This is a genomic window from Pseudomonas sp. NPDC087612, from assembly GCF_044743505.1.
Lineage (GTDB): Bacteria > Pseudomonadota > Gammaproteobacteria > Pseudomonadales > Pseudomonadaceae > Aquipseudomonas.
Genome location: NZ_JBIUWO010000006.1, coordinates 444820 through 466754, shown reverse-complemented (window position 1 = coordinate 466754; position 21935 = coordinate 444820). Strand labels below are relative to the sequence as shown.

The 21935-nt window shown below is 64.2% G+C and carries 16 protein-coding genes; 3 read left to right on the top strand and 13 right to left on the bottom strand.

What is annotated here, in order from left to right; genetic code table 11:
• Window positions 1–78 precede the first annotated feature (78 nt).
• Window positions 79–1932, top strand: a complete 1854-nt coding sequence (locus ACIOVF_RS15455) for an ABC transporter ATP-binding protein (protein ID WP_401290569.1) — start codon at window positions 79–81, stop codon at window positions 1930–1932.
• A 24-nt stretch (window positions 1933–1956) separates the two neighbouring features.
• On the opposite strand, the gene ACIOVF_RS15450 is transcribed toward ACIOVF_RS15455, so the two are convergent.
• The 7 genes from ACIOVF_RS15450 to ACIOVF_RS15420 form a co-directional block, all read right to left on the bottom strand.
• Entirely contained in the window at window positions 1957–2568 is a 612-nt protein-coding gene (locus ACIOVF_RS15450; protein WP_401290566.1) for a dTMP kinase, read from the bottom strand.
• Window positions 2569–2691: 123 nt separating this feature from the next.
• A complete protein-coding gene (locus tag ACIOVF_RS15445; protein WP_082075463.1) occupies window positions 2692–3723 on the bottom strand; it encodes a DUF1254 domain-containing protein in 1032 nt (343 codons plus the stop codon).
• Between the two features lie 35 nt (window positions 3724–3758).
• The gene (locus ACIOVF_RS15440) at window positions 3759–5165 is read right to left on the bottom strand and encodes a DUF1254 domain-containing protein (RefSeq protein WP_082075462.1); all 1407 of its coding nucleotides are present in this window, start codon (window positions 5163–5165) and stop codon (window positions 3759–3761) included.
• A gap of 74 nt (window positions 5166–5239) precedes the next feature.
• Entirely contained in the window at window positions 5240–6067 is an 828-nt protein-coding gene (locus tag ACIOVF_RS15435) for an SDR family NAD(P)-dependent oxidoreductase (RefSeq protein ID WP_401290562.1), read from the bottom strand.
• 26 nt (window positions 6068–6093) lie between these two features.
• Entirely contained in the window at window positions 6094–6513 is a 420-nt protein-coding gene (locus ACIOVF_RS15430) for a MaoC/PaaZ C-terminal domain-containing protein (RefSeq protein WP_045198969.1), read from the bottom strand.
• A gap of 10 nt (window positions 6514–6523) precedes the next feature.
• The gene (locus ACIOVF_RS15425; RefSeq protein ID WP_045198968.1) at window positions 6524–6964 is read right to left on the bottom strand and encodes a MaoC family dehydratase N-terminal domain-containing protein; all 441 of its coding nucleotides are present in this window, start codon (window positions 6962–6964) and stop codon (window positions 6524–6526) included.
• Between the two features lie 55 nt (window positions 6965–7019).
• Entirely contained in the window at window positions 7020–8207 is a 1188-nt protein-coding gene (locus ACIOVF_RS15420; RefSeq protein ID WP_045198966.1) for a lipid-transfer protein, read from the bottom strand.
• Window positions 8208–8490: 283 nt separating this feature from the next.
• Between ACIOVF_RS15420 and ACIOVF_RS15415 the strand changes: the two genes are divergently transcribed.
• Complete coding sequence (locus ACIOVF_RS15415; protein ID WP_045198963.1) at window positions 8491–10398, top strand: DUF1302 domain-containing protein; 1908 nt, start codon at window positions 8491–8493, stop codon at window positions 10396–10398.
• A 26-nt stretch (window positions 10399–10424) separates the two neighbouring features.
• On the top strand, window positions 10425–11795 hold the full coding sequence (locus ACIOVF_RS15410) for a DUF1329 domain-containing protein (protein ID WP_045198962.1): 1371 nt from the start codon (window positions 10425–10427) through the stop codon (window positions 11793–11795).
• A 54-nt stretch (window positions 11796–11849) separates the two neighbouring features.
• Here ACIOVF_RS15410 and ACIOVF_RS15405 read toward each other — a convergent pair whose 3' ends face one another.
• The 6 genes from ACIOVF_RS15405 to ACIOVF_RS15380 form a co-directional block, all read right to left on the bottom strand.
• Window positions 11850–13544: an AMP-binding protein gene (locus ACIOVF_RS15405; protein WP_045198960.1), complete on the bottom strand. Its 1695-nt coding sequence runs from the start codon at window positions 13542–13544 to the stop codon at window positions 11850–11852.
• Window positions 13545–13630: 86 nt separating this feature from the next.
• Entirely contained in the window at window positions 13631–14710 is a 1080-nt protein-coding gene (locus tag ACIOVF_RS15400; RefSeq protein WP_401290557.1) for a thiolase C-terminal domain-containing protein, read from the bottom strand.
• 62 nt (window positions 14711–14772) lie between these two features.
• Window positions 14773–16590 carry an SDR family NAD(P)-dependent oxidoreductase gene (locus ACIOVF_RS15395; protein WP_401290554.1) on the bottom strand — a complete coding sequence of 606 codons (1818 nt, stop codon included), beginning with the start codon at window positions 16588–16590 and terminating at the stop codon, window positions 14773–14775.
• A gap of 26 nt (window positions 16591–16616) precedes the next feature.
• Window positions 16617–17756 carry an acyl-CoA dehydrogenase family protein gene (locus tag ACIOVF_RS15390; RefSeq protein WP_275560032.1) on the bottom strand — a complete coding sequence of 380 codons (1140 nt, stop codon included), beginning with the start codon at window positions 17754–17756 and terminating at the stop codon, window positions 16617–16619.
• A gap of 32 nt (window positions 17757–17788) precedes the next feature.
• Window positions 17789–18934, bottom strand: coding sequence for an acyl-CoA dehydrogenase family protein (locus ACIOVF_RS15385; protein WP_401290551.1), 1146 nt, complete (start codon window positions 18932–18934; stop codon window positions 17789–17791).
• Window positions 18935–19194: 260 nt separating this feature from the next.
• Window positions 19195–21876, bottom strand: a complete 2682-nt coding sequence (locus ACIOVF_RS15380; RefSeq protein ID WP_045198951.1) for a LuxR C-terminal-related transcriptional regulator — start codon at window positions 21874–21876, stop codon at window positions 19195–19197.
• Between the last annotated feature and the right edge of the window lie 59 nt (window positions 21877–21935).

The following is a 21935-nucleotide window of genomic DNA, read 5'->3' as shown; positions in this document are numbered from 1 at the left end:
ATCGGCACAGGATAGGTCGATGCCCACTGACGTCATCGTCCGGCTAGACTACAGGGCTACACGTTTTCGGAAGCCATCATGCTGCAGATCTTTGAACGCCGCCTCGACCCCTTCCCGCCCGACGAAGTACCACCGCCACCGGTGGGCCTGTTGCGCTTTCTGTGGGCCTGCACCCGTGGTGCGCGCGGCTATGTGCTTGCGCTTGCGCTGCTCAGTGCCAGTGTGTCGATCTACGAAGCCTGGTTGTTCGCCTTTCTCGGCCAGGTGGTCGACCTGCTCTCGACCTGGCAGGCCGGTGGCGCTACCGACGGCGAGGAGCGGCGCGTGCTGTGGGGCATCGGTATCGTGCTGTTGACCAGCATCGGCCTGGTGGCGCTGCGCACCATGGTCCAGCACCAGGTACTGGCGATCAACCTGCCGCTGCGCCTGCGCTGGGACTTCCACCGGCTGATGTTGCGCCAGAGCCTGTCGTTCTTTTCCGATGAGTTCTCCGGGCGGGTGACCACCAAGGTGATGCAGACCGCCCTCGCCGTGCGCGAGGTGCTGTTCACCCTGATCGAGATCATCCCCGGCATCGGCGTGTACTTCATCGCCATCATCGCCCTGGCCGGTGGCTTCGCCCTCAAGCTGATGCTGCCTTTTATTGCCTGGGTGGCGTTGTTCGGCCTGGCCATGCTGTACTTCGTGCCGCGCCTGGGCAAGGTCGGGCAGGAGCAGGCCCATGCCCGCTCTTCAATGACCGGGCGTATCTCCGACGCTTACACCAACATCACCACGGTCAAGCTGTTTTCCCACTCCAAGCGTGAAGCGCACTTCGCCCGCGCGGCGATGGAAGATTTCAAGCAGACCGGCTTTCGCCAGATGCGCCTGGTCAGCCAGTTCGAAATCGTCAACCAGGCGCTGGTGGTGGCCTTGATCATCGGCGCCGGCGGCTACGCCCTGTGGTTGTGGCACCAGGGTGACGTCGGCACCGGCGCGGTGGCGGCGATTACCGCCATGGCCCTGCGCATCAATGGCATGTCGCACTGGATCATGTGGCAAATGACCGCGCTGTTCGAGAACATCGGCACCGTGCAGGACGGCATGGCCACCCTCACCCGCGGCCCCAAGGTGCAGGATGCGCCGAACGCCGGCGTGCTGCAGACCCGCGGCGGCGCGGTGAGTTTTGACAACGTCAGCTTCAACTACAACGGCGAGCGCCAGGTGCTCGATGGCCTCAACCTGAACATCCGCGCCGGCGAAAAGGTCGGCCTGGTGGGCCGCTCCGGCGCCGGCAAGTCGACGTTGATCAACCTGCTGTTGCGCTTCTACGACGTCGACAAGGGGGTGATCCGCATCGACGGCCAGAACATCGCCGAGGTCACCCAGGACAGCCTGCGCAGCGCCATCGGCATGGTCACCCAGGATACTTCCCTGCTGCACCGCTCCATCCGCGACAACATTGCCTATGGCCGCCCGGATGCCACTGATGCGCAAATCCGCGCGGCGGCCTACCACGCCCAGGCCGATGGCTTTATCAGCCAGCTGAGCGACAAGCAGGGCCATAGCGGCTACGACACCCTGGTCGGTGAGCGCGGTATCAAGCTCTCGGGCGGCCAGCGCCAACGCATTGCCATCGCCCGGGTGATGCTCAAGAACGCGCCGATCCTGCTGCTCGACGAGGCCACCAGCGCGCTGGATTCGGAAGTGGAAGTGGCGATTCAGGAAAGCCTTGGCGAAATGATGCAAGGCAAGACCGTCATCGCCATCGCCCACCGGCTCTCGACCATCGCGGCCATGGACCGGCTGATCGTCATGGACGAGGGGCGCATCATCGAGCAAGGCACCCACGCCGAACTGCTCGGGCGCAACGGCACCTATGCACGGCTGTGGCAGCACCAGAGTGGCGGCTTTCTGGGCGAGGACCAGGGGCTGGAGCTGGCCGAGGAATAGCTGGCCGAGAAACAGTAGCCGTTGCTAGTGCAGGACTGCATAGATCGACGAAACCACCTGCCGGGTGGCTTCCTCGATCGTGCCTTCATTGCGGCACAGCACCCAGCCGTTATCGGCAACCGCCTGCTCGAACGCCTGGGTACTCGCCACGTGCTCTTCGAGCCGGTGCATCACCGTGCTGTTCAGCCCGCGGTTGCGTGCCGCGGCCCTCGCCCACGACACTTCAGGGTCGGTGAGCACCCCGACATGCAGGTCCGGCACCCGTACGTTGCGCTCCAGGTTCAACTGCAGAATCTCGGCAAACGGCACTAAACGGCGAAACGCCGCATCGGACGGGTACCAGCGATCGATGAGAATGATGCTGTCGGCGGGCTGTTTGCTCAGCACATGCGCGGATATCCAGGTGCGGCTATCGGCCAGACGCTTGCACACGGCCAGTTCCAGATCCCGGCAGGGATTGCGCACCAGCTGGTTGACCAGGGCCATGGTTGCACCGCGAAAGGGATCGCTTTTTTTCTCGCACAGGCGGATCACCTTGTGCTTGTCGGCGCGCAAGGCTTTGGTCACGGCCTCCAGGAGCGTGGTCTTGCCGGTGCCCTTGGGCCCATCGAGGGAAACAAACAGCGGACGGTTCATGCTTCAAGCAACAATTGAGGGAGTGATGTGCACTCTACTGGTTTCTGCCGGGCGGGTCTCGGTGTCTGGGGTTTGCGCCGAGCATTGAGCGGTAGCTCGGCGGCGAAACGCCCAGCTCCGCGGCTAGGGGATGCTGACAGGCGCGGCCTCAGGGAAGCGCCAGCGCCCCGACAGCATCTCGGCCCCTGGCTGGTACAGCCTGACCATGTAGTTCCAGCCCGGGCTGATGGGCAGGCAGTTACTGATCCCGGCCTCACATTTGCCAAACTGCACGCGGATGCTGCCGTCGCCTGCACGTTTGGCCGTGAGGCTGTTGAGCGAGTAGAACCCTTGCGGGTTTTTCTCGAAGTATCCGCTGGCGTTGTAGACGCTGATGGACCAGAAGGCACCCACCGGAACCTCCTTGACGGACAGCCCATAAGGGGTCGCGCCGTCATTCTGTCCAGGGGTGATATTGAGGTACACAGCGTCCCGTTCAGGGTTCCCGCCCCAGGCCGAGGCGCTGCCCAGCAGGTGGCGTACCGGATCGACCTCCTCGGCCCTGCCGAACATGCGCCGCGAGTCGGTAACGGTTTCAGCCAGTGACAGTAGCTTCGTTCGCAGCGCATTGAGGCTGGCGGCATCCCAGTGCGGAACCTCGAAGCGACCGGGGCCGCCCTGCTGCTCTACCCTGACCTGGTCCTGCAGGGCGTGGCCAAGCTGCACGTCGCTGGCCGAGCTCGGATCGACCAGCGTGCGCAGGCCTAGCAGTACATAGCGCGTGCCAATCGATTCGCGGCTGAAATGGTAGCTGCCGGCCTTGTAGATCAGCCCTTGGGTGTACTGATCCTCGTTGATCGCGCTCAGCGAAAAGTAGCGCTTGCCGGCATCGGGCAAGGTAACGGTAACCGGGCCCGCGTCCAGGTCGAACACCGCGGACGAATACAACGTGTCGCGGTTCGGGCGCACTACCACCTGGCTTTCCACCGGGACCAGTTGACGGTTATGGACGAACTGGCCAAAGCCGCCGCGCGCGACCACAAGGCTGAAGAACCTGTCGGATTCGGCGCGCACAAAGTTGTCAGCGGTGACGCGCAAGCGCTCAGCCGGCGCCTCACTGGCCAGGCACAGCGGCGCCATTAAGCCGAGCACGATGAGATAGATCGACCTGTACATGATTGCCTCCTTTGCAGGGTTTTCGAGTAATGCGCTCAATCGACGCGCTGAACCTTTGGAGCCTGCCAGCGACCGTCCAGTGCCTCGGCTTTGGGCCAGTACAACCGCCCGGCCAGGTAGAACGGGCCATCTGGCGCGGGTAACCAGTTGGCCAGGTGCTCCGGGTTCGGCTGCCGGTGCTGGATGTACAGCGTCACACCGCCATCGGCATCGCGCTTGAGGGCGGGCAGCATCGGCGAATTGATCAGGTACCGGTTCAACGGATTGTCGACCAGCAGGCGCTGGGCGTCGTACAGGGTCAGGGACCAGAAGGCATTCACCGGCGGCAGTTGCCCGGGGGCGAAGCGCAAGGTGTAGCGGTGGCGCGAAGCGTCCAGTTTCTGCCCCTGGGCATCCAGGTAGAACGGCGGATAGAGCGTTTCTTCGCGGTCATTGCCGTACAGGCCAGTGACGCTGGCACGCATGCGGTACAGGTAGTTGTTGCCCAGGAACTCGCGGCTGCCGAGGAACCTGGAGGTGGCCACTTCGCCGCGCGCAACCTGCTGGCCGAGGGCCTCGAAGTCTTGCCAGGCATCGGCGACCCCTGCACGCATCGCGGCGCGGATGTCCTCGGGCCAGGCCTGCTCATCGAACGTTAGCCCTGGGCCGATGCCCAGTTTTGCAAACGACTTCATCAGGTCGGTTTCCGAAGGATGAATCGGGCAGTAGCGCAAAACGAAGTTCAACTGCTTGAAAAACGCCAGGTCGGTGCGCTCGGCCTGGGCGCTGAGCGGCACCATGAAATCGACTGCAGGCGCCGCGGCCGGGGCCGGTTGGCCAAGGTAGGCAGAGAGTGGCTGGACCTTGTAACCGGCCTGCACCTGCTTGACGTTGGGCAGATCGTCCGGGCCGCGCAACTGGGTGCGGTAGAAGACAAAGGCGAAGCGCGTCTCCGAGCGCAACACCCGATCGATGCCAGGCGGGATTGTGCCGTGCCAGTCGGGGCCGGCCAGTAGAAAGGTACCGCCGCCATTACCGGTGGTGCGACTGCCGACATAGCCGAAATTATGCGTGTAGGCATCGACGAACTGCGCCGAGTAATAACGCCCCTGCTCAACCTCCGGCATGCTCAGCACCAACGGTTCGCTGCCCAGGTCCGCGCCCAGCTGGGAATACGGGGTATCGGCATTGGGGGTCGGATACGCCTTGTCTTGCGGGGTGTAGATGCGTGCCGTGTTGTGCAGGGTGTTCCAGGGCGCCTTGAACTCGGGATGCTGGCGGTCCTGAAAGTAGGTGTACTGGACGCGATAGTGGTCCACCAGGGGGAAGCCGTAGATGTAGGCCTGCTTGGCGATGGCCCGGGCTTGGGCCGCGGTGATGTCCTGCGCCAGCGACAGGCTGGCATGCCCACACAACAGCAGTACCGCGGCGATCATGATGTGCTTGAGGGTGATAGTGCTCACCAGAAACTCCTTTTCGACAGTGTCATGGCTACTCACTGCAGAGTGGCGGTGCGCCCACGCGCACCGCCATGGTTTTAGATGTTGCCCAGGCCGCCACCGCAGACCAGTACCTGGCCGCTGACGTAGTCCGACTCTGGAATGCACAACAGGTACACCGCACCGGCGGCTTCCTCCGGGGTGCCGGGGCGTCCCAGCGGGATCATGCTTTTCGACTGCTCGACGATGGCCGGGCTGATGCCCACCTTGATTTGCCGCCCTTCGATCTCGATGAAGTTCGGATCGCCCTCCACTGGCTGGGTCTGGCGGGTTTCGATATGGCCAAAGGCGACAGCGTTGACAGTGACCTTCATCCGCCCCCATTCCTTGGCCAGGCACTTGGTCATGCCCAGCACCCCGGCCTTGGCGCTCGAATAGTTGACCTGGCCAGGGTTGCCACCGGCCGACACCGACGACACGTTGACCACCTTGCGATTGACTACCCGCCCTTCAGCGGCCTCCTGCTTGGCCATGGCGCTGATGATCGGCTGGGCGGCACGCAGGATGCGAAACGGCGCGGTGAGATGGCAGTCGAGGATCGCATACCACTGCTCGTCGCTCATCTTCTGGATCACGTTGTCCCAGGTGTAGCCGGCGTTGTTGACGATGATGTCGATGGTGCCGTAGCTGTCGATTGCGGTGTTGACGAAGCGCTCGGCGAAATCCACCGCGGTGACGCTGCCAACGCAGGCCACCGCCTCGCCACCGGCCGCACGGATTTGCGCCACCACCTCTTCGGCCGGCCCTGCATCCAGGTCGTTGACCACGACGCGGGCGCCGTCGGCGGCCAGTTTCAACGCCACGCTACGCCCGATACCACGGCCGGAGCCGGTGACCAGGGCGACTTTGCCTGCAAGTTTGCTCATGCTGTTGTTCCTTGTTTTTATTGGGTTCAGGTCAGCGCCACGACGGCTTCGCCAACCAACTTGTGCTCGCCGTACTGGTTACCGCAGCGAATCGCCAGGCGCACGCGCGCTTCGCCGTCTACGTCGAAGCGCTGGATAACCTCGCCGCTGCAGGTGGGTACGTGCCCCAGCTGGGTGATCCCGGTGAAACGCACCGACAGGCTGCGGATTTGCCTCTGCGCCACCCAGGCAGTGAGCAGGCGGCCGAGGTAGGCCACTGAGAGCATGCCGTGGGCAAACACATCCGGCTGGCGGGCCTTGCGGGCGAAGTCCAGGTCGATATGCACCTGGTTGTGATCGCCCGACGCCCCGGCATACAACGCCAGGGTGGTGCGGGTGACGGCGGGCGCGGTAAACGGCGGGAGTGCGAAGCCGACCTGCACATCGCCCCAGTGACTAAGGTTCATTGGCGGCTCCTCAACGCTGCACCAGCGACGAGCGGATATCCGCGATGTGCTGGCCGTGCTGGTTGGTGACGCGGGTCTGCTGTACCACGAAGGTCAGCGCCCCGCCCTTCTTTTGGTAAACATCCACCACCTCGGTGGCGAAGGTCAGCTCATCACCGGCAAAGGCCATGGCGTGGTACTCAAAGCCCTGCTCGGCATGCAGGAGGCGCCCCAGGTCGAAGCCAAAAATGTCCTGGACGATGTAGTCGGTGTCGCGTCCTTCGGCTTCCAGGCACATCAGAAAGCTTGGCGGCACCGGCAGCGACCGGTAACCGGCGGCCCTGGCACAGGCTTCGTCGCTGTATATCGGGTCGGTTTCGCCAATGGCCTTGGCGAAGAAGCGCAGGCGCCCCTTTTCAACCTCACAGGTGGTAACACCCAGAGAGCGGCCGATCAGACGCTTGTCTGCCATGTCGGATCCTCCTCAGTCAGTGCAAAAGCGCGCCTTGGCGGGCGCGCAGGGGGTGTCAGTTACGGCCGAACAGCGTGACGATGCCGGCGCCGCCCAACCCCAGGTTGTGTTGCAAAGCGTGCTGCAGGTCAGCCACCTGGCGCTTGTCGGCGGTGCCGCGCAGTTGGTGGGTCAGCTCGTAGCACTGGGCAAGGCCGGTGGCGCCCAGTGGGTGGCCCTTGGACAGCAAGCCCCCCGACGGGTTGACCACCACCTGGCCGCCGTAGGTGTTGTCGCCGTCCATCACGAACTTTTCGGCGCCGCCTTGCGGGCAGAAGCCCAGACCTTCGTAGGTCAGCAGTTCGTTGTGGGCAAAGCAGTCATGCAGCTCGCAAACCCGAATATCTTCCGGGCCGACCCCGGCTTTTTCATACACCTGGGCGGCAGCCTGACGGGTCATGCCGACGCCGACGATGCTGATCAGCGATGGCGGATCGAAGGCTTCCGGTTTATCGGTCACCAGCGCCTGGGCGAGGATGCACACGTCGGTACGCAGGCCGTGCTGCCTGGCAAAACGCTCGGAGACCACGATTGCCGCGGCGCCGCCGCAGGTCGGCGGGCAGGCCATCAGGCGGGTCATTACCCCCGGGAAAATTACCTGGTCGTTCATCACGTCCTCGGTGCTTACCACCTTGCGCAACACCGACATCGGGTTGTTGGCGGCATGCCGGCTGGCCTTGGCGCGGATGGCCGCAAAGGTTTCCATGCGGGTGCCGTACTTTTGCATGTGTTCAAGGCCGGCGCCGCCGAAGAACTTCAGGGCATCGGGCATTTCACGGCCCTGAGGGAATATTTCATCGACCACTTCGTGCCCTTTGCCATAGGTGATCGGCCGATCGAGCCAGTGCGATTTCAGCGCCCCCGGCTGCATCTGCTCGAAGCCAAAGGCCAGGGCGCAGTCTACCGCACCGCTTTCAACCGCCTGGCGGGCGAGAAACAATGCGGTCGAGCCGCTGCCGCAGTTGTTGTTGACGTTGATCACCGGGATGCCCGACAGCCCGACTTCATAAAGCGCCGACTGACCGCTGGTGGAGTCGCCATAGACATACCCGGCATAGGCCTGTTGCACCTTGCGATAGTCCAGGCCGGCGTCCTGCAGCGCCAGGCGTATGGCTTGCGCGCCCATCTCGATGTACGTCCCGCTCTGGCCAGGCTTGGCAAACGGAATCATGCCGACTCCGGCAACAACTACTTTCTGCGACATCACTTTCTCCAGGGTGAGTTATCCAGGCCCGCGACCGCCGTACCTGTGGGGCGGCAATCGCGCCGAACCGTTCACCGATGGTCACGTAATGCCGATGCCTGAAGTCCCCCCCCGCTAGAGGGGGCTTCGGGCAACCGTCGTTGCAGGGGTCTGACGACGGGTGGGGGTGCTCCCCCCCCTCTGGAGGGGGAAGCGCGGCGAGTGCCGGCGGTAGCGTTTGCTGGCAGTTCACCCAAACAACAACAAGATCAGGGGTAACCAACACGTGACTTTCGCAAGACACATGAGCCGGCAACGCCTGCGCCGCGCGCCCACACGGCAATTCGAATTTCGCCCTCATTTGCTGGCCCTGGCGGTCGGCCTTGGCACCTGCGCCAGCGCCGGCGCCATCGATTTTCAGATCGGCGAGATCGAGGGGCAGTTCGATTCTTCCCTTTCCGTTGGTTCCAGCTGGGCGGTACGCGGGCCGGACCCCAAGTTCATCAACGCGGCCAATACCCTGGGCCTGCGCGGCCAGTCGGCCACCCGTACCGCCGATGACAACCGGCAGAACTTCAAAAAGGGCGAAACCTTTTCGAAGATCTTCAAAGGTGTGCATGACCTTGAGCTGAAGTACGGCGAAAGTGGCGTGTTCGTACGCGGCAAGTATTGGTACGACTTCGAACTCAAGGACGAACACCGGCCGTTCTACGACATCGACGACCGCGGCCGCGATGACCTGGCCAAGTCCTCCGGGGCGCAGTTCCTCGATGCCTTCGTGTACCACAACTACAACCTCGGCGAGCTGGCCGGCAACGTGCGCCTGGGGAAACAGGTGGTCAGCTGGGGGGAAAGCACCTTCATCGGCAACTCGATCAACAGCATCAACCCGGTGGACGTCGCCGCTTTGCGCCGGCCGGGTGCCGAGGTCAAGGAGGGCCTGGTACCGGTCAACATGTTCTACCTGTCCCAGGGCCTGACCGAGAACCTCAACGCCGAAGTGTTCTACCAGCTGGAATGGGACAACTCGGTGGTCGACAACTGCGGTACGTTCTTCGGCTCCGACCCCCTGCCCCAGGGCTGCAACGACCGCCTGGTGTTCGCCGGCCCCGACCTGGCCCCGGGTGTGGCGAACAACACCGCGAGCGCGGCGCAGATCCTCAGTGGCGCGGTGGTCGATAACGTCTACATGCCGCGCCTGGAAGACCACGATGCCCGCGACGGCGGCCAGTTCGGCGTGGCCTTGCGCTGGTTCGTGCCGCAGCTCAATGACAGCGAGTTCGGCTTCTACGCCATGAACTACCACAGCCGCACGCCCTACCTGAGCTTCAAGCAGACGACCACCGCGCCGATCACCGCCGCCCAGTTGGCTGCCCTGCCCGCTGCCGCCCGACCACTGGCGGCGGCCCAGAGCCAGTTCGACCGGGTACGCTCGGCACGCTACTTTGTCGACTACCCCGAGGACATCCGCCTGTACGGCGTGAGCTTGCAGACCACCCTGGGCGCGACTTCCGTCGGCGGTGAGGTCAGCTACCGGCCGAACATGCCGCTGCAGATCAACACCGCCGACCTCAACCTGGCGGCGATCCAGTCCACCGATACCGACTTTCGTACCCAGACCTCGCCGCTGTTCACCTCGGGCGAAACCACCCAGGCGCTGGGCGGCGACCTGCCTGGCTACAAGCGCATGCCGGTGCTGCAGGCCCAGGTCAGCGCCACCCACTTCGTCGACCAGATCTGGGGCGCCAGCCGCCTGACCCTGGTCGGCGAGGTGGGCTACAACCGCATCAACGGCCTGGGCGACGCTGACGGCACTGACATCCGCTTCGGCCGCAGCCCGGTATTCGGTGCTGGCGAGTTCCCCGGCAGCCAGAACGCGACGGTCTGCGCCACCGCCAGCAACCCGCAGCAGCGCTGCAACAGCCATGGCTTCTATACCACCGACTCATGGGGTTACCGCCTGCGCGCCAAGCTCGATTACACCAACGTCCTTGCCGGCATCAACCTCTCGCCGAACCTGGCCTGGTCCCACGACGTAGACGGCTGGGGGCCGAACTTCGAGGAAGGCGCCAAAGCAGTAAGTGTCGGCCTGGATGCCGACTACATGACCCGCTACACCGCGAGCCTGAACTACACGGACTTCTTCGGCGGCCGCTTCAACACCAACACTGACCGCGACTATGTCTCGCTCAGCTTCGGCGTCAACTTCTGAGGCGCACTCGAACAGAGGGTACATCCATGAAAGCAAGCACCATCCTTACTACCGGCGCCCTGGCGCTCTCGCTGCTGGCCAGCAGCGTCATGGCTGCAGTCAGCGAACAGGAAGCGGCCCAACTGGGCACCAGCCTGACGCCTCTGGGCGCACAAAAGGAAGGCAACGCCGACAACAGCATCCCGGCCTGGACCGGCGGGCTCAAGCCTGGCGCCGCCGCTGTGGACGCCAAGGGTTTTCTCGGTGATCCGTTCAAGAATGAAAAGCCCCTGTTTACCATCACCGCAGCCAATGCCGAGCAGTACAAAGACAAGCTTACCCCCGGCCAACTGGCGATGTTCAAGCGTTACCCGGACAGCTACAGGATCCCGGTCTACCAGAGCCACCGTACGGCCCGCACCGCCGAGCACATCTATGGCGCTGCGAAGAAAAGCGCGGTCAATGTGCAACTGGTCAACGATGGCACCGGTTTGAGCAACCTCGCCGACTCACGCTACTACGCCTTCCCGATCCCCAAGAGCGGCGTCGAAGTCTACTGGAACTATGTAACGCGCTTTCGTGGCGAAAACGTCGAACGCTGGTCGGTGCAAGCGGTGCCCCAGGTCAACGGTGCCTACACCATTGTCGAGACCCACGACCAGAACAGCTTTCCGCAGTACATGGACGGGGTGGATGCCCAGGCGGCGAAAAACATCCTCTATTACTACATCTTCGCCGTCGATGCCCCGGCGCGCCTGGCCGGCACAGTGTCGATGGCGCATGAAACGATCGACCAGGTCAGCGAGCCGCGCAAGGCCTGGACCTACAACGCCGGCCAACGTCGCGTACGTCGTGCGCCGCAACTGGCCTACGATGCACCGGGCCTGGCGGCAGATGGCATGCGCACTTCGGACAACGCCGACATGATGAACGGCTCGCCAGACCGCTATGACTGGAAGCTGATCGGCAAGAAGGAGATGTACATTCCCTACAACAACTACAAGCTGCAATCACCGGATTTAAAATACGCCGACATCATCAAACCCGGGCACATCAACCAGGACCTGAGCCGCTACGAGCTGCACCGGGTGTGGCACGTACAGGCCACCCTCAAGCCTGGCGAGCGGCATATCTATGCCAAGCGCGACATGTATTTTGACGAAGACACCTGGGTACTTGCCGAGGTCGATCACTATGACGGCCGTGGTCAGCTCTGGCGGGTGGGCGAAAACTACACCTACAACCACTATGACAAGGGCTTGAACGCTCCGGCGGCCCAGGGCTTCTACGACTTGCTGGCGGGCCGCTACATCGTCGTCAGCCTGAGCAACGAATCCAGGCGCGCACCGCTGTATGGCACGCGGACCAAGCTTGCAGACTTCACCCCGGCGGCGCTGCGCAATGCGGGTATTCGATAAGGTTTGACCGGCAATAAAAAACGCCCCGCTTGCGGGGCGTTTTGGCATCTCCTTCTATTCGAAAATGACCTTGCCCTGCCCGGCATCCCAGGCTTCAATCCTGCCGAGGTAACGCTCCTCGATCAGGCCACGGCGGATCTTCAAGGTCGGCGTCAGCAGGGCGTTGGCAATTGCCCAGGGTTCGCCGACCACCACCAGCCGCGACAACTGCTCATGGGCCTCGAACTGGGCATTGACCTCGGCCAGGAACACTTCCAGCTCGGTGGCAACCCGGTCCCGGCCTTCTGCAGTTGCCAGCGCCGCACGGGTTTCGGCCGAGACGTTGAGCAGCGCCAACGGCTGCGACAGCCCCACGCCGGTAACGCAACAGGCCTCGATCCGCGGATGATTACCCAGCTTGGCCTCGATCGGCACCGGCGCCACATACTTGCCCTTGGCGGTCTTGAACAGGTCCTTGACCCTTCCTGTGATGCGCAGGCGGCCTTGTTCATCCAGCTCGCCACGGTCACCTGTGCAAAACAGACCATCATCGGTATAGCTTTGCGCGGTCAGGTCAGGTCGTTTGAAGTAGCCGAGCATCTGCGCCGGGCTGCGCACCAGAATCTCGTTGTCGGCGCCCAGGCGGCACTCGACCCCTGCAATGGCTGCGCCGACGTAACCCACCCGCACCTGCCCCGGCAGGCTGAAGTGCGAGGTGCCGAAGTTCTCGGTCATGCCATAGCCCTCCAGTAGCTCCAGCCCCAACTGCCGGTACCACTCCATCACCTTCACCGGCAGCGGTGCCGAGCCAGATAGCCCGGTGTGTACCTGATCGAGCCCCAGCGCTGAGAGAATCTGCGCCTTCATTCGTGCGCCTTCGGCCGGATCAGCGAATGCCGCAGCCTGAACGGCCGGGTCGATGCGCTCGTTGATGCCCTGGTAGAACTTGCCCCACAGCCTTGGCATGGAGAGGAATATGGTCGGCCGTGCACGGCGCAGGTCTGCGCTGAAGGTATCGAGCCCGAGATTGAAGAACACCCGGCAGCCGCTGAACAGCGACACCGCTTCGACCACGGCCCGCTCGGCAGTGTGCGCCAGGGGCAGGTACGACAGCAGGCGGTCGCCGCTGGAGGTGCCGCGGCCGTTGGCATACATGCAGCCGGTCACCGCCGGCGCGGCATACAGGCCGGCAAAGCTGTGCATCACGCCCTTGGGGTCGCCGGTGCTGCCGGAAGTGTAGATGATGGTTGCCAGGGCTTCGGGGGCAGGAAGCTCGACGGCCTGCAACGGCTCGGTGCCGGCAATGATCTGCTCCCAGGCCAGCCCCTGGTTGCAACTGGACATCGGCAGGTCGATCAGCGCCAATTGCTCGGGAATCGAGGCGCAGATCGCCTGCCAACCGGAGGCCTCGCCCTCCAGGCGGCCGACGAACAGCAGCTTGATCTCGGCATGCTCCAGCACATAGCGCACGGTATCGCTGCTGGCGGTGGTGTACAGCGGCACACTGACGTGGCCGGCCATCCAGATCGCCAGGTCGGCGATGATCCAGTGCGCGCTGTTCTTGGCATAGATACCAATGGACGAACCGGCCGGCAGCTCGAGGCGCTTGAGGTGGGCGGCGACGCGGCGTGCCTGATCGCCGACATCGGCCCAGCTGAAGTCCTGCACGCTGCCATCGGCCAGGGGTTGGCTGAGGTAGATGGTCTCGGGGGTAGTGCGCTCCCAGTGGAGGAAGCGATGCAACAGGGTGGTCTGATTATTGTTATTCATTGCCGATCCTGGATCTGGAGGGTGGTGTACCACCCATTGATATTGTTCTGTTCCGGGCGCGTCCTGGTGCATGTCGCTGCTGTCGCTCAGTCGCGCTGGTAGAGCGTGGCAATCACCGTGCCTGCGTCGGCGGTGTGTTGCTGCAGGGCAGTTCGTGCGTTATCGACCTGGCGTCGACCGGCACTGCCGCGCAACTGCTGGACCAGCTCGATGCATTGTGCCAGCGGGCTGGCGGCGCCAGCCAGTCCAAGCGACAACAGGCCGCCGCTGGGGTTGACCACCAGGTTGCCGCCATAGGTGTTGTCGCCCTCCTCGACCAGCTTTTCTGCACTGCCTTCAGGGCAAAAGCCCAGCGCCTCGTACAGCAGCATCTCGCTCAAGGTGCTGGCGTCGTGCAGTTCGCACACCTGCACATCCTGTGGCCCGATGCCCGCCAGTTCATACAGCTCGCGGGCCGCGGCCACCTGGGTGTCATAGCCGATGTCGACAATGCCCTCTGTCGGGCTGGCGCTGGCCAGGGCGAGGATACGGACCTGCGGGCCGGGGCAATGAAGGCGGGCAAAATCGGCGGAACACAGCAGCACGGCGGCAACGCCGGCGCTTGGCCAGGCAAACTGCGCAGAGGTCAACGGCTCGGCGAGCAGGCGGGCTTGCAGCACCTGGTCGAGGGTCAGCGCCCGCCTGAACGCGGCCTCCGGGTTGAGCGCCGCATGCTGGCAGGCCTTGACGGCGATCATCGCGAAGGTTTCCGGGCGCGCCTGGTATCGCGCCATATAGGCGCGAGCGCTGGCTCCCAGGTGCTCCAGCAGCGCATCCGGGTAAGGCCATGGGCCTATAGCACCTTGCACACCCACCACCAGAATGGCTTGGGCCTGGTCTTGCACCAGCGCCTGCCAGGCACAGGACAACATCAACCCGCTGTCTTCGCTGTCCGGCGCAAACTGCCGCACCGCCACCTGGCCCAGCCCGCAGTGCTCGAGCGCCCGCTGCAGGCTCGCGTCGCTGTCTGTTGCGGCATACACCGCGCTCAGGCGGCTGGCGGACAACCCGGCGTCGAGCAGTGCCAAGCGGGCCGTGCGCCCGATCAGGTCGGCCAGGCCCGGGCCCGCTGCTGCGGGGCTGAAAGCGGACATCCCTACGCCAATCACATTGACGCAACGTTGCATCGTGCTCTCCTGAAATACAAAGTTGCCGCTAGCACAACCGGCCAGCGGCAGGTGGCCAGGGATCAGGCCGGCACGGACTCGAACAATTCGACCGCGCCATTTTTCAGCACGATGACGTCACGCTCCACGGCACGCATCTGGACGATGATGCGCGTGGGCGATTCACGCCACATGCGGGTTTCCAGGGTGTCGCCGGGCATCACGATCGAGGCGAAGCGTGCGCGCACGCTCTTGAACAGCCGCGAATCGTTATCGCAAAACGCCTTGATCACATGCCGGCCGAGGTAGCCGAAAGTGCACAAGCCGTGCAGGAACGGCTTCTCGTAACCGGCCCTGGCGGCGTAATCCGGGTCGACGTGCATCGGGTTCCAGTCGCCGCACAGGCGGTAGAGCAAGGCCTGGTTGACCTCGGTGGCATCGGCCAGCACCGCGTCGGGTGCGCGCAACGGCGGCACGTTGAGCTCTTCGCTGGCGACCTGCTCCAGCCCGGCCCCGGGCACCCCCGGGTAGAACCCGGTGACTTCGTTGTAAAACAGCGGCGTGCCGTGTTCGTCGGTGGTCTCGATGGCCAGGATGCTCACCGAGCTCTTGCCTTTGTCGATGGCCGCCTTCAGGCGCATGGTGTGCTTGAGCTTGGCCTTTGGCGGCAACGGCCGGTACATGAAGGTGTACTGCTCGCCATGCAGGCCCTTGGCGAACGGCAGGTTCAGACCCTCCAGCTGCGGCTCGCCGGACTTCGCCGCGCGCAGGAACACTTCAGTGGCCGGCAACACGGCCATGGTCGGCAGCACGCGGAAATCGTCGCCGGCAAACTCGTTCACATACAGCAGCTCAGTGCGGTCCAGCGGGTCCTTGGCGGCGCCGACGGCCAGGGCATAGAGTGCGGCATCGTTCTGGTCATACTCGGTTTCAAGGTAAGACACCGCCTTGCCCGCCACCTCCATGTCGACAAAGGCATTGCCACCTTTGGTCGGTGCGTCCATGCGCTCGAACAGCTCCTTGAAAGCGTCGGCGCCATCGGCGTGATGCACGCTGTGCTGGTCGAAGCGGGTAATGCGCGACCAGTTGTCGCGAACCAGTTCCGGGCTCAGGCCCTGGGTGTGCAGGAACCGCCCCTGGGAACGCTGCCAACGGTACTTGGCGTGGAAGCCGCCACCGACTTCGAACAACTCGCCGCTGTCCTCGCAGGTTTCGCTGCACAGCCAGGCCACCAGTGGCGCGACGTCTTCGACTTTGAGCTTGTCGTGCAGCGCCTGGGGGAAGATGCCGCTGGCGATCACCATGCGTGAGGCGGCTATCGGGGCGATGGTGTTGACGCGAATGTTCTTGCTCGCGCCTTCGATGGCCAGCGAGCTGGCAAAGCCGATCAGGCCGGCCTTGGCGGTGGCATAGTTGCACTGGCCGAAGTTGCCGAAGATGCCGGCACCCGAGGCGGTCATGACGATACGCCCGTAACCCTTGTCGCGCATGATCGGCCACACCGCGTGGGTCAGCCGGTAGGCGCCCTTGACGTGAACATCCTGGATCAGGTCCCACTGCTCTTCGGTCATCTTGTGGAACGAGGTGTCGCGCAGGATGCCGGCGTTATTGATGAGGATGTCGACGGTGCCAAAGGCTTCCAGCGCGGTGGCGACGATCTTCTCGCCCTCGGTCACCGAATGGTGATCGGCTACCGCTTCGCCGCCCAGGGCGCGAATTTCGGCAACCACCGCGTCGGCCGCGGCGCTGGATTGCCCCAGGCCATCGGTACTGACCCCCAGGTCGTTGACCACCACCCGGGCGCCGCGCGACGCCAGCAGCAACGCATGGGCACGGCCCAGGCCGTTGCCGGCGCCGGTGACGATGGCGACTTTACCGTCAAAGCGAATTTCTTGAGACACGTGTGCACTCCTCTGTCTGATCGCGCTCACAGGGTGCGAGCGATGATTTCCTTCATGATTTCGTTGGTACCGCCCCAGATGCGGTTGCCGCGGGTGTCCAGGTACAGCCTGGCGATCGGGTACTCGGTCATGTAGCCGTTGCCGCCATGCAGTTGCAGGCAGGCATCGACTACCCGGCTGCTGAGCTCGGCGGTCCAGTACTTGGCCACCGCTGCGGTCTCGGCGCTCAGCTCGCCGCGCAGCAACAAGGCCATGCAGCTGTCGACCCAGGAGCGGCCGAGCTGTATTTCGGTTTTCAGTTGCGCCAGGACGAAACGCGAGTTCTGGAAATCCAGCACCGGCTTGCCGAACACGATGCGCGAGCGGGTGTAGTCGAGGGTGTGTTCCAGCGCCGCCTCGGCCTGGGCCTGAAAGCCCACCGCGCCGATGATCCGTTCCCAGGCCAGGTCATGCATAAGCTGGTAAAAGCCCTGGCCCTGCTCGCCGCCGAGCACGTTCTCGACTGGCACGCGGCAGTCGTCGAAGAACAGCATGCTGGTGTCCTGGGCATGCAGGCCAATCTTCTCCAGCGGCTGCGAGCGCTCGAAGCCCGGGCGCTCCTTCTCGACGATGACTAGTGAGATATCTTTGGCACTGCCGCTGTTGCCGGTCTTGCACACCACCAGCGCCAGGTCGCAGGACGCGCCGTTGGAGATGAATGTCTTGGAACCATTGAGCACGAAGTGCTCGCCATCGAGGGTGGCGCGGGTGCGTACCGCTTGCAGGTCCGAGCCGGTGTTGGGCTCGGTCATGGCGATGGCGCCGACAGCTTCGCCGGCAATCATCTTCGGCAGCCAGGCCTGCTTTTGCGCCTCGGTGCCGTAGTTGAGGATGTAGTACGCCACCAGCCCATGCACGCCGAAGCCGATCAGGCCAGTGGCGCCGATGCGCATGAATTCTTCGCAGAACACCATGTCGAACAAGCGGTCGGCGCCGGGGCCGCCGTACTCTTCCGGCATCGATGGCAGCAGCATGCCCAGCGCGCCGGCCTTGCGCCACACCGCGCGGGGGACGCACTTGTCCTTCTCCCACTGGGCGTGAAACGGCGCCACCTCCTCTTCCATGAAACGCCGGGCAGCGCGGCGGAACTCGTCGTGCTCGGTGCTGAACAATGTACGGGGGATCAGATATTGCATTGGGTAGTCCTCAGTGGCCCGGCTCAGAGTGTGCGGCCGACCAGATCTTTCATGATGTCGTTGGCGCCGCCGGCTATGCGCAGCACACGGTGATCCAGGTAGTGGCGGGCCACCGGATACTCGAGCATGTAGCCGTTGCCGCCGTGCAGCTGCACGCACTCATCAACGACACGGCTATACAGCTCCGAGCACCATAATTTGGCGGCTGCTGCCGCTTCCGGGCTGAGGGTGCCGGCCAGGCATTGCTCCATGCAGCGGTCGACGTAGTTCTGCGACACCGCCAATTGCATCTTCAGGTCGGCCAGTTTGAACCGGGTGTTCTGGAAGGCGAAGATCGGCTTGCCGAACACCGTGCGGTTGCGTGTGTAGTCCAGGGTGCTTTCCAGTACCGCCAGCGAGCCGGCGACGCTGCTGACGGCAATCGACAGGCGCTCCCAGGCCAGCTCCTTCATCAACTGGATAAAACCTTGCCCCGGCACGCCGCCCAGCAGGTTCTCCCTGGGTACCCGCACGTCTTCGAAGAACAGCATGGTGGTGTCCTGAGCGTGCAGGCCGACCTTGTGCAACGGCCGCGAGCGGCTGAACCCCGCACGCTCGGCCTCGACCAGGGTCAGCGAGATGTCGTCGGCGCCTTTGCCCGAATTGCCGGTCTTGGCCACCACCACCACGAGGTCGCAGTTACTGCCGTTGGAGATAAAAGTCTTGGCGCCGTTGATGACGAAGTGATCACCGTCCAGCACCGCGCGGGTCTTGACTGCCTGCAGGTCGGAGCCGGTGTCCGGTTCGGTCATGGCCACCGCGCCGATGGCCTGGCCGCTGGCCATTTTCGGCAGCCAGGCGTGCTTTTGCGCCTCGCTGCCGAAATTCACCAGGTAGCCGGCGACAATGTCATGTACACCAAAACCGATCAGCCCGGAGGCCAGGCCTGCGCGGTAGATCTCTTCGCTGGCGACCATCGAAAAGCGCCGGTCCAGGCCCAGGCCTCCGTAGGCTTGCGGGGTGGTGGCATTGAGCATGCCGAGCGCGCCGGCGCGCTGCCAGATTTCACGCGGCACCCGCTGATCGGTTTCCCATTGTTCCTGGCAGGGTGCGCATTCCTCGGCCAGGAAGCGTCGCACGCTGTCGCGAAACGCCTCGTGCTCATGATCGAACAGGTTACGCGCAATCATTGAAGGTTCTCTCCTAGGCTCATCGTTCTGCCGCCCTAGCGGGGGCTGTGAATCGATCATAGGAGGCACTATCGGCGGGCTGCCCCCTCACGCCGGGGGGGATTGGCGGGCAGGAGCCGGCGGGAGACCAAGCCCCCCCGTGCGGGGTTGGCCGCTACGTCGGCGGCTGGCTTAGGCTCAATCGGCAAGATTACCCGGGTACGGGGCAGGCGAAACGTCCACGCAACGTGCCGGATGCCTGGGCCCGGGTGATTTTGCGCTTACTCGAGCACACCGTGCTTGCGTGCCCAGGACACCGCGTCATAGCGGCTGGAGACGCCGAGCTTGGCGTAGATGTTCTTCAGGTTCCACTTCACCGTTTCCAGCGAAATGTTCAGCGTCAGGGCCACGCGTTTGTTGGCCATGGCCTGGCTGATCAGTTGCAGGATCGCCAGCTCCCGCGGTGTCAGTACCGAGTGGGCGCCATTGCCTGGCAATTCGCTGCAGCGCCCGGCATAGGCAGGCCCGAAGCCTTCCAGCAAGCGGCCCAGGTATGCCCCGTCTTCATCCGCCAGGGCTTTGCCGGCAAGCTCGGCGAGCATCTTGCGCAGCGCCTCGCCCTCATCCAGGAAGGTGCGAACCAGGCCCAACTGGCGGCCCTCGACAAGCGCCGCCAGCAGATGCGCCTGTGCCCGCTCGGGCTCAAGCAGGTCAGCCTGGGCGCAGGCCAGCAGCAACTGCGCGGTGACCCGCAACTGGCCGCGGCTGAACGCCTTGGCATAGCTGTACAGCACCTCAAGATCGGCCAGCGCCTTGTCCGGGTAATGGGTGGCCAGCAGCAGGCGCGCCCGCGCCAATGCTGCCATAGGCACGATGTCGGCCTTGAAGCCCTTGGCCGCAAGGTAAGGCTGGGCCAGGGTCTGCAGGGTGGCGACCGCCTCGGCGGCCAGGGTCTTGTTATTATCGAGCAAGGCGATGCGCGCCTGCTCTGCCAGGCAATGCACCAGCGCACGGTCCTGGCCGATGGTGCGAAAGTGACGCACCTGGCGCTCGAGGAAGGCCATGGCAACCGCCGGGCTGTCCTGCAGCAAATCCAGGCGCGCACGGCAGATGGTGGCGCGCAGCATGGTGTCGGGCATGGCCCATTGCAGCAGGCCGTTGCGGTTGGCGAGAATCTCCCGCGCCTCGTCGGTGCGGTCCAGTTCGCGGTACACCTCGGCCAGGGTTGCGCCGCCCAGATAGGCGCTGGCCGAACGATGCCCGTGTACTGCCACGGCACGGGCCAGTTGCGGCGCCCCGGTACGCTCGGCATCCAGCACCCGCCCGGCCTGCAAGTAGCAGAGCGTGCGCGTGCCTTCAGCGACCAGGGCCATTTCGCCATCGCGCTCGGACTCGGGTATCGGGCTCTGATCCAGGCATTGCAGGGCCTCGTCGATGCGCCCGGCCGCCAGGTAAGCGATGCCCAGCAACGCCGGCGCACCAAAGCGCGTGACCGAATAGTCGTCCGGTAACGGCTTGAAGTTTTTCAGCAGCTCGATGATCGGTTCGGTGCGGTCGCGTTGCACCTCGATGGCGGCTTGCACCAGCGGCAGCCGGTAGGCGACGTCGGCCTGCTGCGCGGCGCCACTGCGCTGGAACTGCTCCAGCCAGGCTTCGGCCTTGGCCGGTCGGGCGGTCAGGGCGTAGGCCAGGCAACCAAGAAAGAACAACCGTGGCCGCGAGAACAGAATGTCTTGTGGCAGGCGGTCGAGCAGACGCAGCAGCGGGCTGAGCTGGCCGAGGCTCCAGGTTGCCGGGGCGGCGCGCTCGATCAGTTGCGCGGCAAAGCCCAGGTCGCCCGCTTCGGTGGCATGGCGTACGGCCTCGGCGAGCAACTTGCGCTCGGCGAACCAGCGCGCCGCCCGGTCGTGCAGCGCGCGTTGCGCGTTGCCTTCACGCCGCGCCAAACGGGTGGCGAGGAAGTCGGCAAACAGTGCATGGAAGCGATACCAGGGTTGGCGGTCGTCGGCTTCGACGCGAAATATCAGCAGGTTCTCTTCGTCCAGCCGCTTGAGCAGCGCCGTGGCCGCCTCGCAGCCGGTAACCGCCTGCGCCAGGGAGGCATTGAAACGCCGGCAGATACTCACGCTTTCCATGAACCAGGCAAGCTCGGCCGGCAGGTGCGCCATGACGTTCTCGGCCAGGTAGTTTTGCAGGTCGTCGGAACGCCAGCCCATTTCGCGCAAGGTGCCGCGGGCGCCGGGGTCATTGCGCAGGAGGATGATCACCAGTTGCAGGGTGGCCGGCCAGCCGCTGGTGAGCTCGTGGATCTGGTGCAGTTCTTCCGGGCTCAGCTTCAACACCGCCAGGCTCTGTTCGAGGAAGGCGCGCGACTCGCTCAGGTCGAAGGGCAATGCCGCGCAATCGAGCTCGACCAGTTGCCCGCTCAGGCGCAGGCGACTGAAGCTCAGCGGCGGCCCGACCCGCGAGGAGATCACGAAATGCAGGTTGTCCGGGCTGTGGTCCAGCAGCTTCTGCATCAACTGGTGGGCGCGCGGGTCGCAGACGTGCTGGTAATCATCGATCACCAGGTACAGCTCTTTGTTGACGCACGCCGCCCCCTCGACGATGGCCGCGACCACCTCGTCGATCAGTTCCTGGCGCGAGCCTTCCAGCGGGATGCCGCTGTCCAGGGCAATGCCTAGACGTTGCAGGGCGCCGCGCAGGTAGGCGAAGAAGATTGCCAGGTGCTTGTCGTCTGCGCTCAGTGACAGCCAGGCGACCTCGGCGCCCGAGCGCATCATCGACTGGCGCCATTGCGCCAGCAACGTGGTCTTGCCGAAACCCGGGCTGCCGGTGATCAAGCCTACGCGGCTTTGCGCCATGCTGCGCAGCTCTTCCAGCAGGCGTTGGCGCAGGATGGTCTGGGTGCCGATGCGCGGGGGTGCGAATTTGGTCGAAACGAGCAGCTTGTCGCTATGCATGGCCTGACAGGTCTCCGATCCGAACGCATCGAAACAGCGAAGCGGGCGCTGGACGAATT

Bases quoted from the DNA above. Each gene is read 5' to 3' on its own strand.
- ACIOVF_RS15405 (WP_045198960.1), bottom strand. From the start codon at position 13,544: ATGAATAACAATAATCAGACCACCCTGTTGCATCGCTTCCTCCACTGG.
- ACIOVF_RS15450 (WP_401290566.1), bottom strand. From the start codon at position 2,568: ATGAACCGTCCGCTGTTTGTTTCCCTCGATGGGCCCAAGGGCACCGGC.
- ACIOVF_RS15455 (WP_401290569.1), top strand. From the start codon at position 79: ATGCTGCAGATCTTTGAACGCCGCCTCGACCCCTTCCCGCCCGACGAA.
- ACIOVF_RS15425 (WP_045198968.1), bottom strand. From the start codon at position 6,964: ATGGCAGACAAGCGTCTGATCGGCCGCTCTCTGGGTGTTACCACCTGT.
- ACIOVF_RS15410 (WP_045198962.1), top strand. From the start codon at position 10,425: ATGAAAGCAAGCACCATCCTTACTACCGGCGCCCTGGCGCTCTCGCTG.
- ACIOVF_RS15445 (WP_082075463.1), bottom strand. From the start codon at position 3,723: ATGTACAGGTCGATCTATCTCATCGTGCTCGGCTTAATGGCGCCGCTG.
- ACIOVF_RS15420 (WP_045198966.1), bottom strand. From the start codon at position 8,207: ATGTCGCAGAAAGTAGTTGTTGCCGGAGTCGGCATGATTCCGTTTGCC.
- ACIOVF_RS15415 (WP_045198963.1), top strand. From the start codon at position 8,491: ATGAGCCGGCAACGCCTGCGCCGCGCGCCCACACGGCAATTCGAATTT.
- ACIOVF_RS15380 (WP_045198951.1), bottom strand. From the start codon at position 21,876: ATGCATAGCGACAAGCTGCTCGTTTCGACCAAATTCGCACCCCCGCGC.
- ACIOVF_RS15400 (WP_401290557.1), bottom strand. From the start codon at position 14,710: ATGCAACGTTGCGTCAATGTGATTGGCGTAGGGATGTCCGCTTTCAGC.
- ACIOVF_RS15435 (WP_401290562.1), bottom strand. From the start codon at position 6,067: ATGAGCAAACTTGCAGGCAAAGTCGCCCTGGTCACCGGCTCCGGCCGT.
- ACIOVF_RS15385 (WP_401290551.1), bottom strand. From the start codon at position 18,934: ATGATTGCGCGTAACCTGTTCGATCATGAGCACGAGGCGTTTCGCGAC.
- ACIOVF_RS15430 (WP_045198969.1), bottom strand. From the start codon at position 6,513: ATGAACCTTAGTCACTGGGGCGATGTGCAGGTCGGCTTCGCACTCCCG.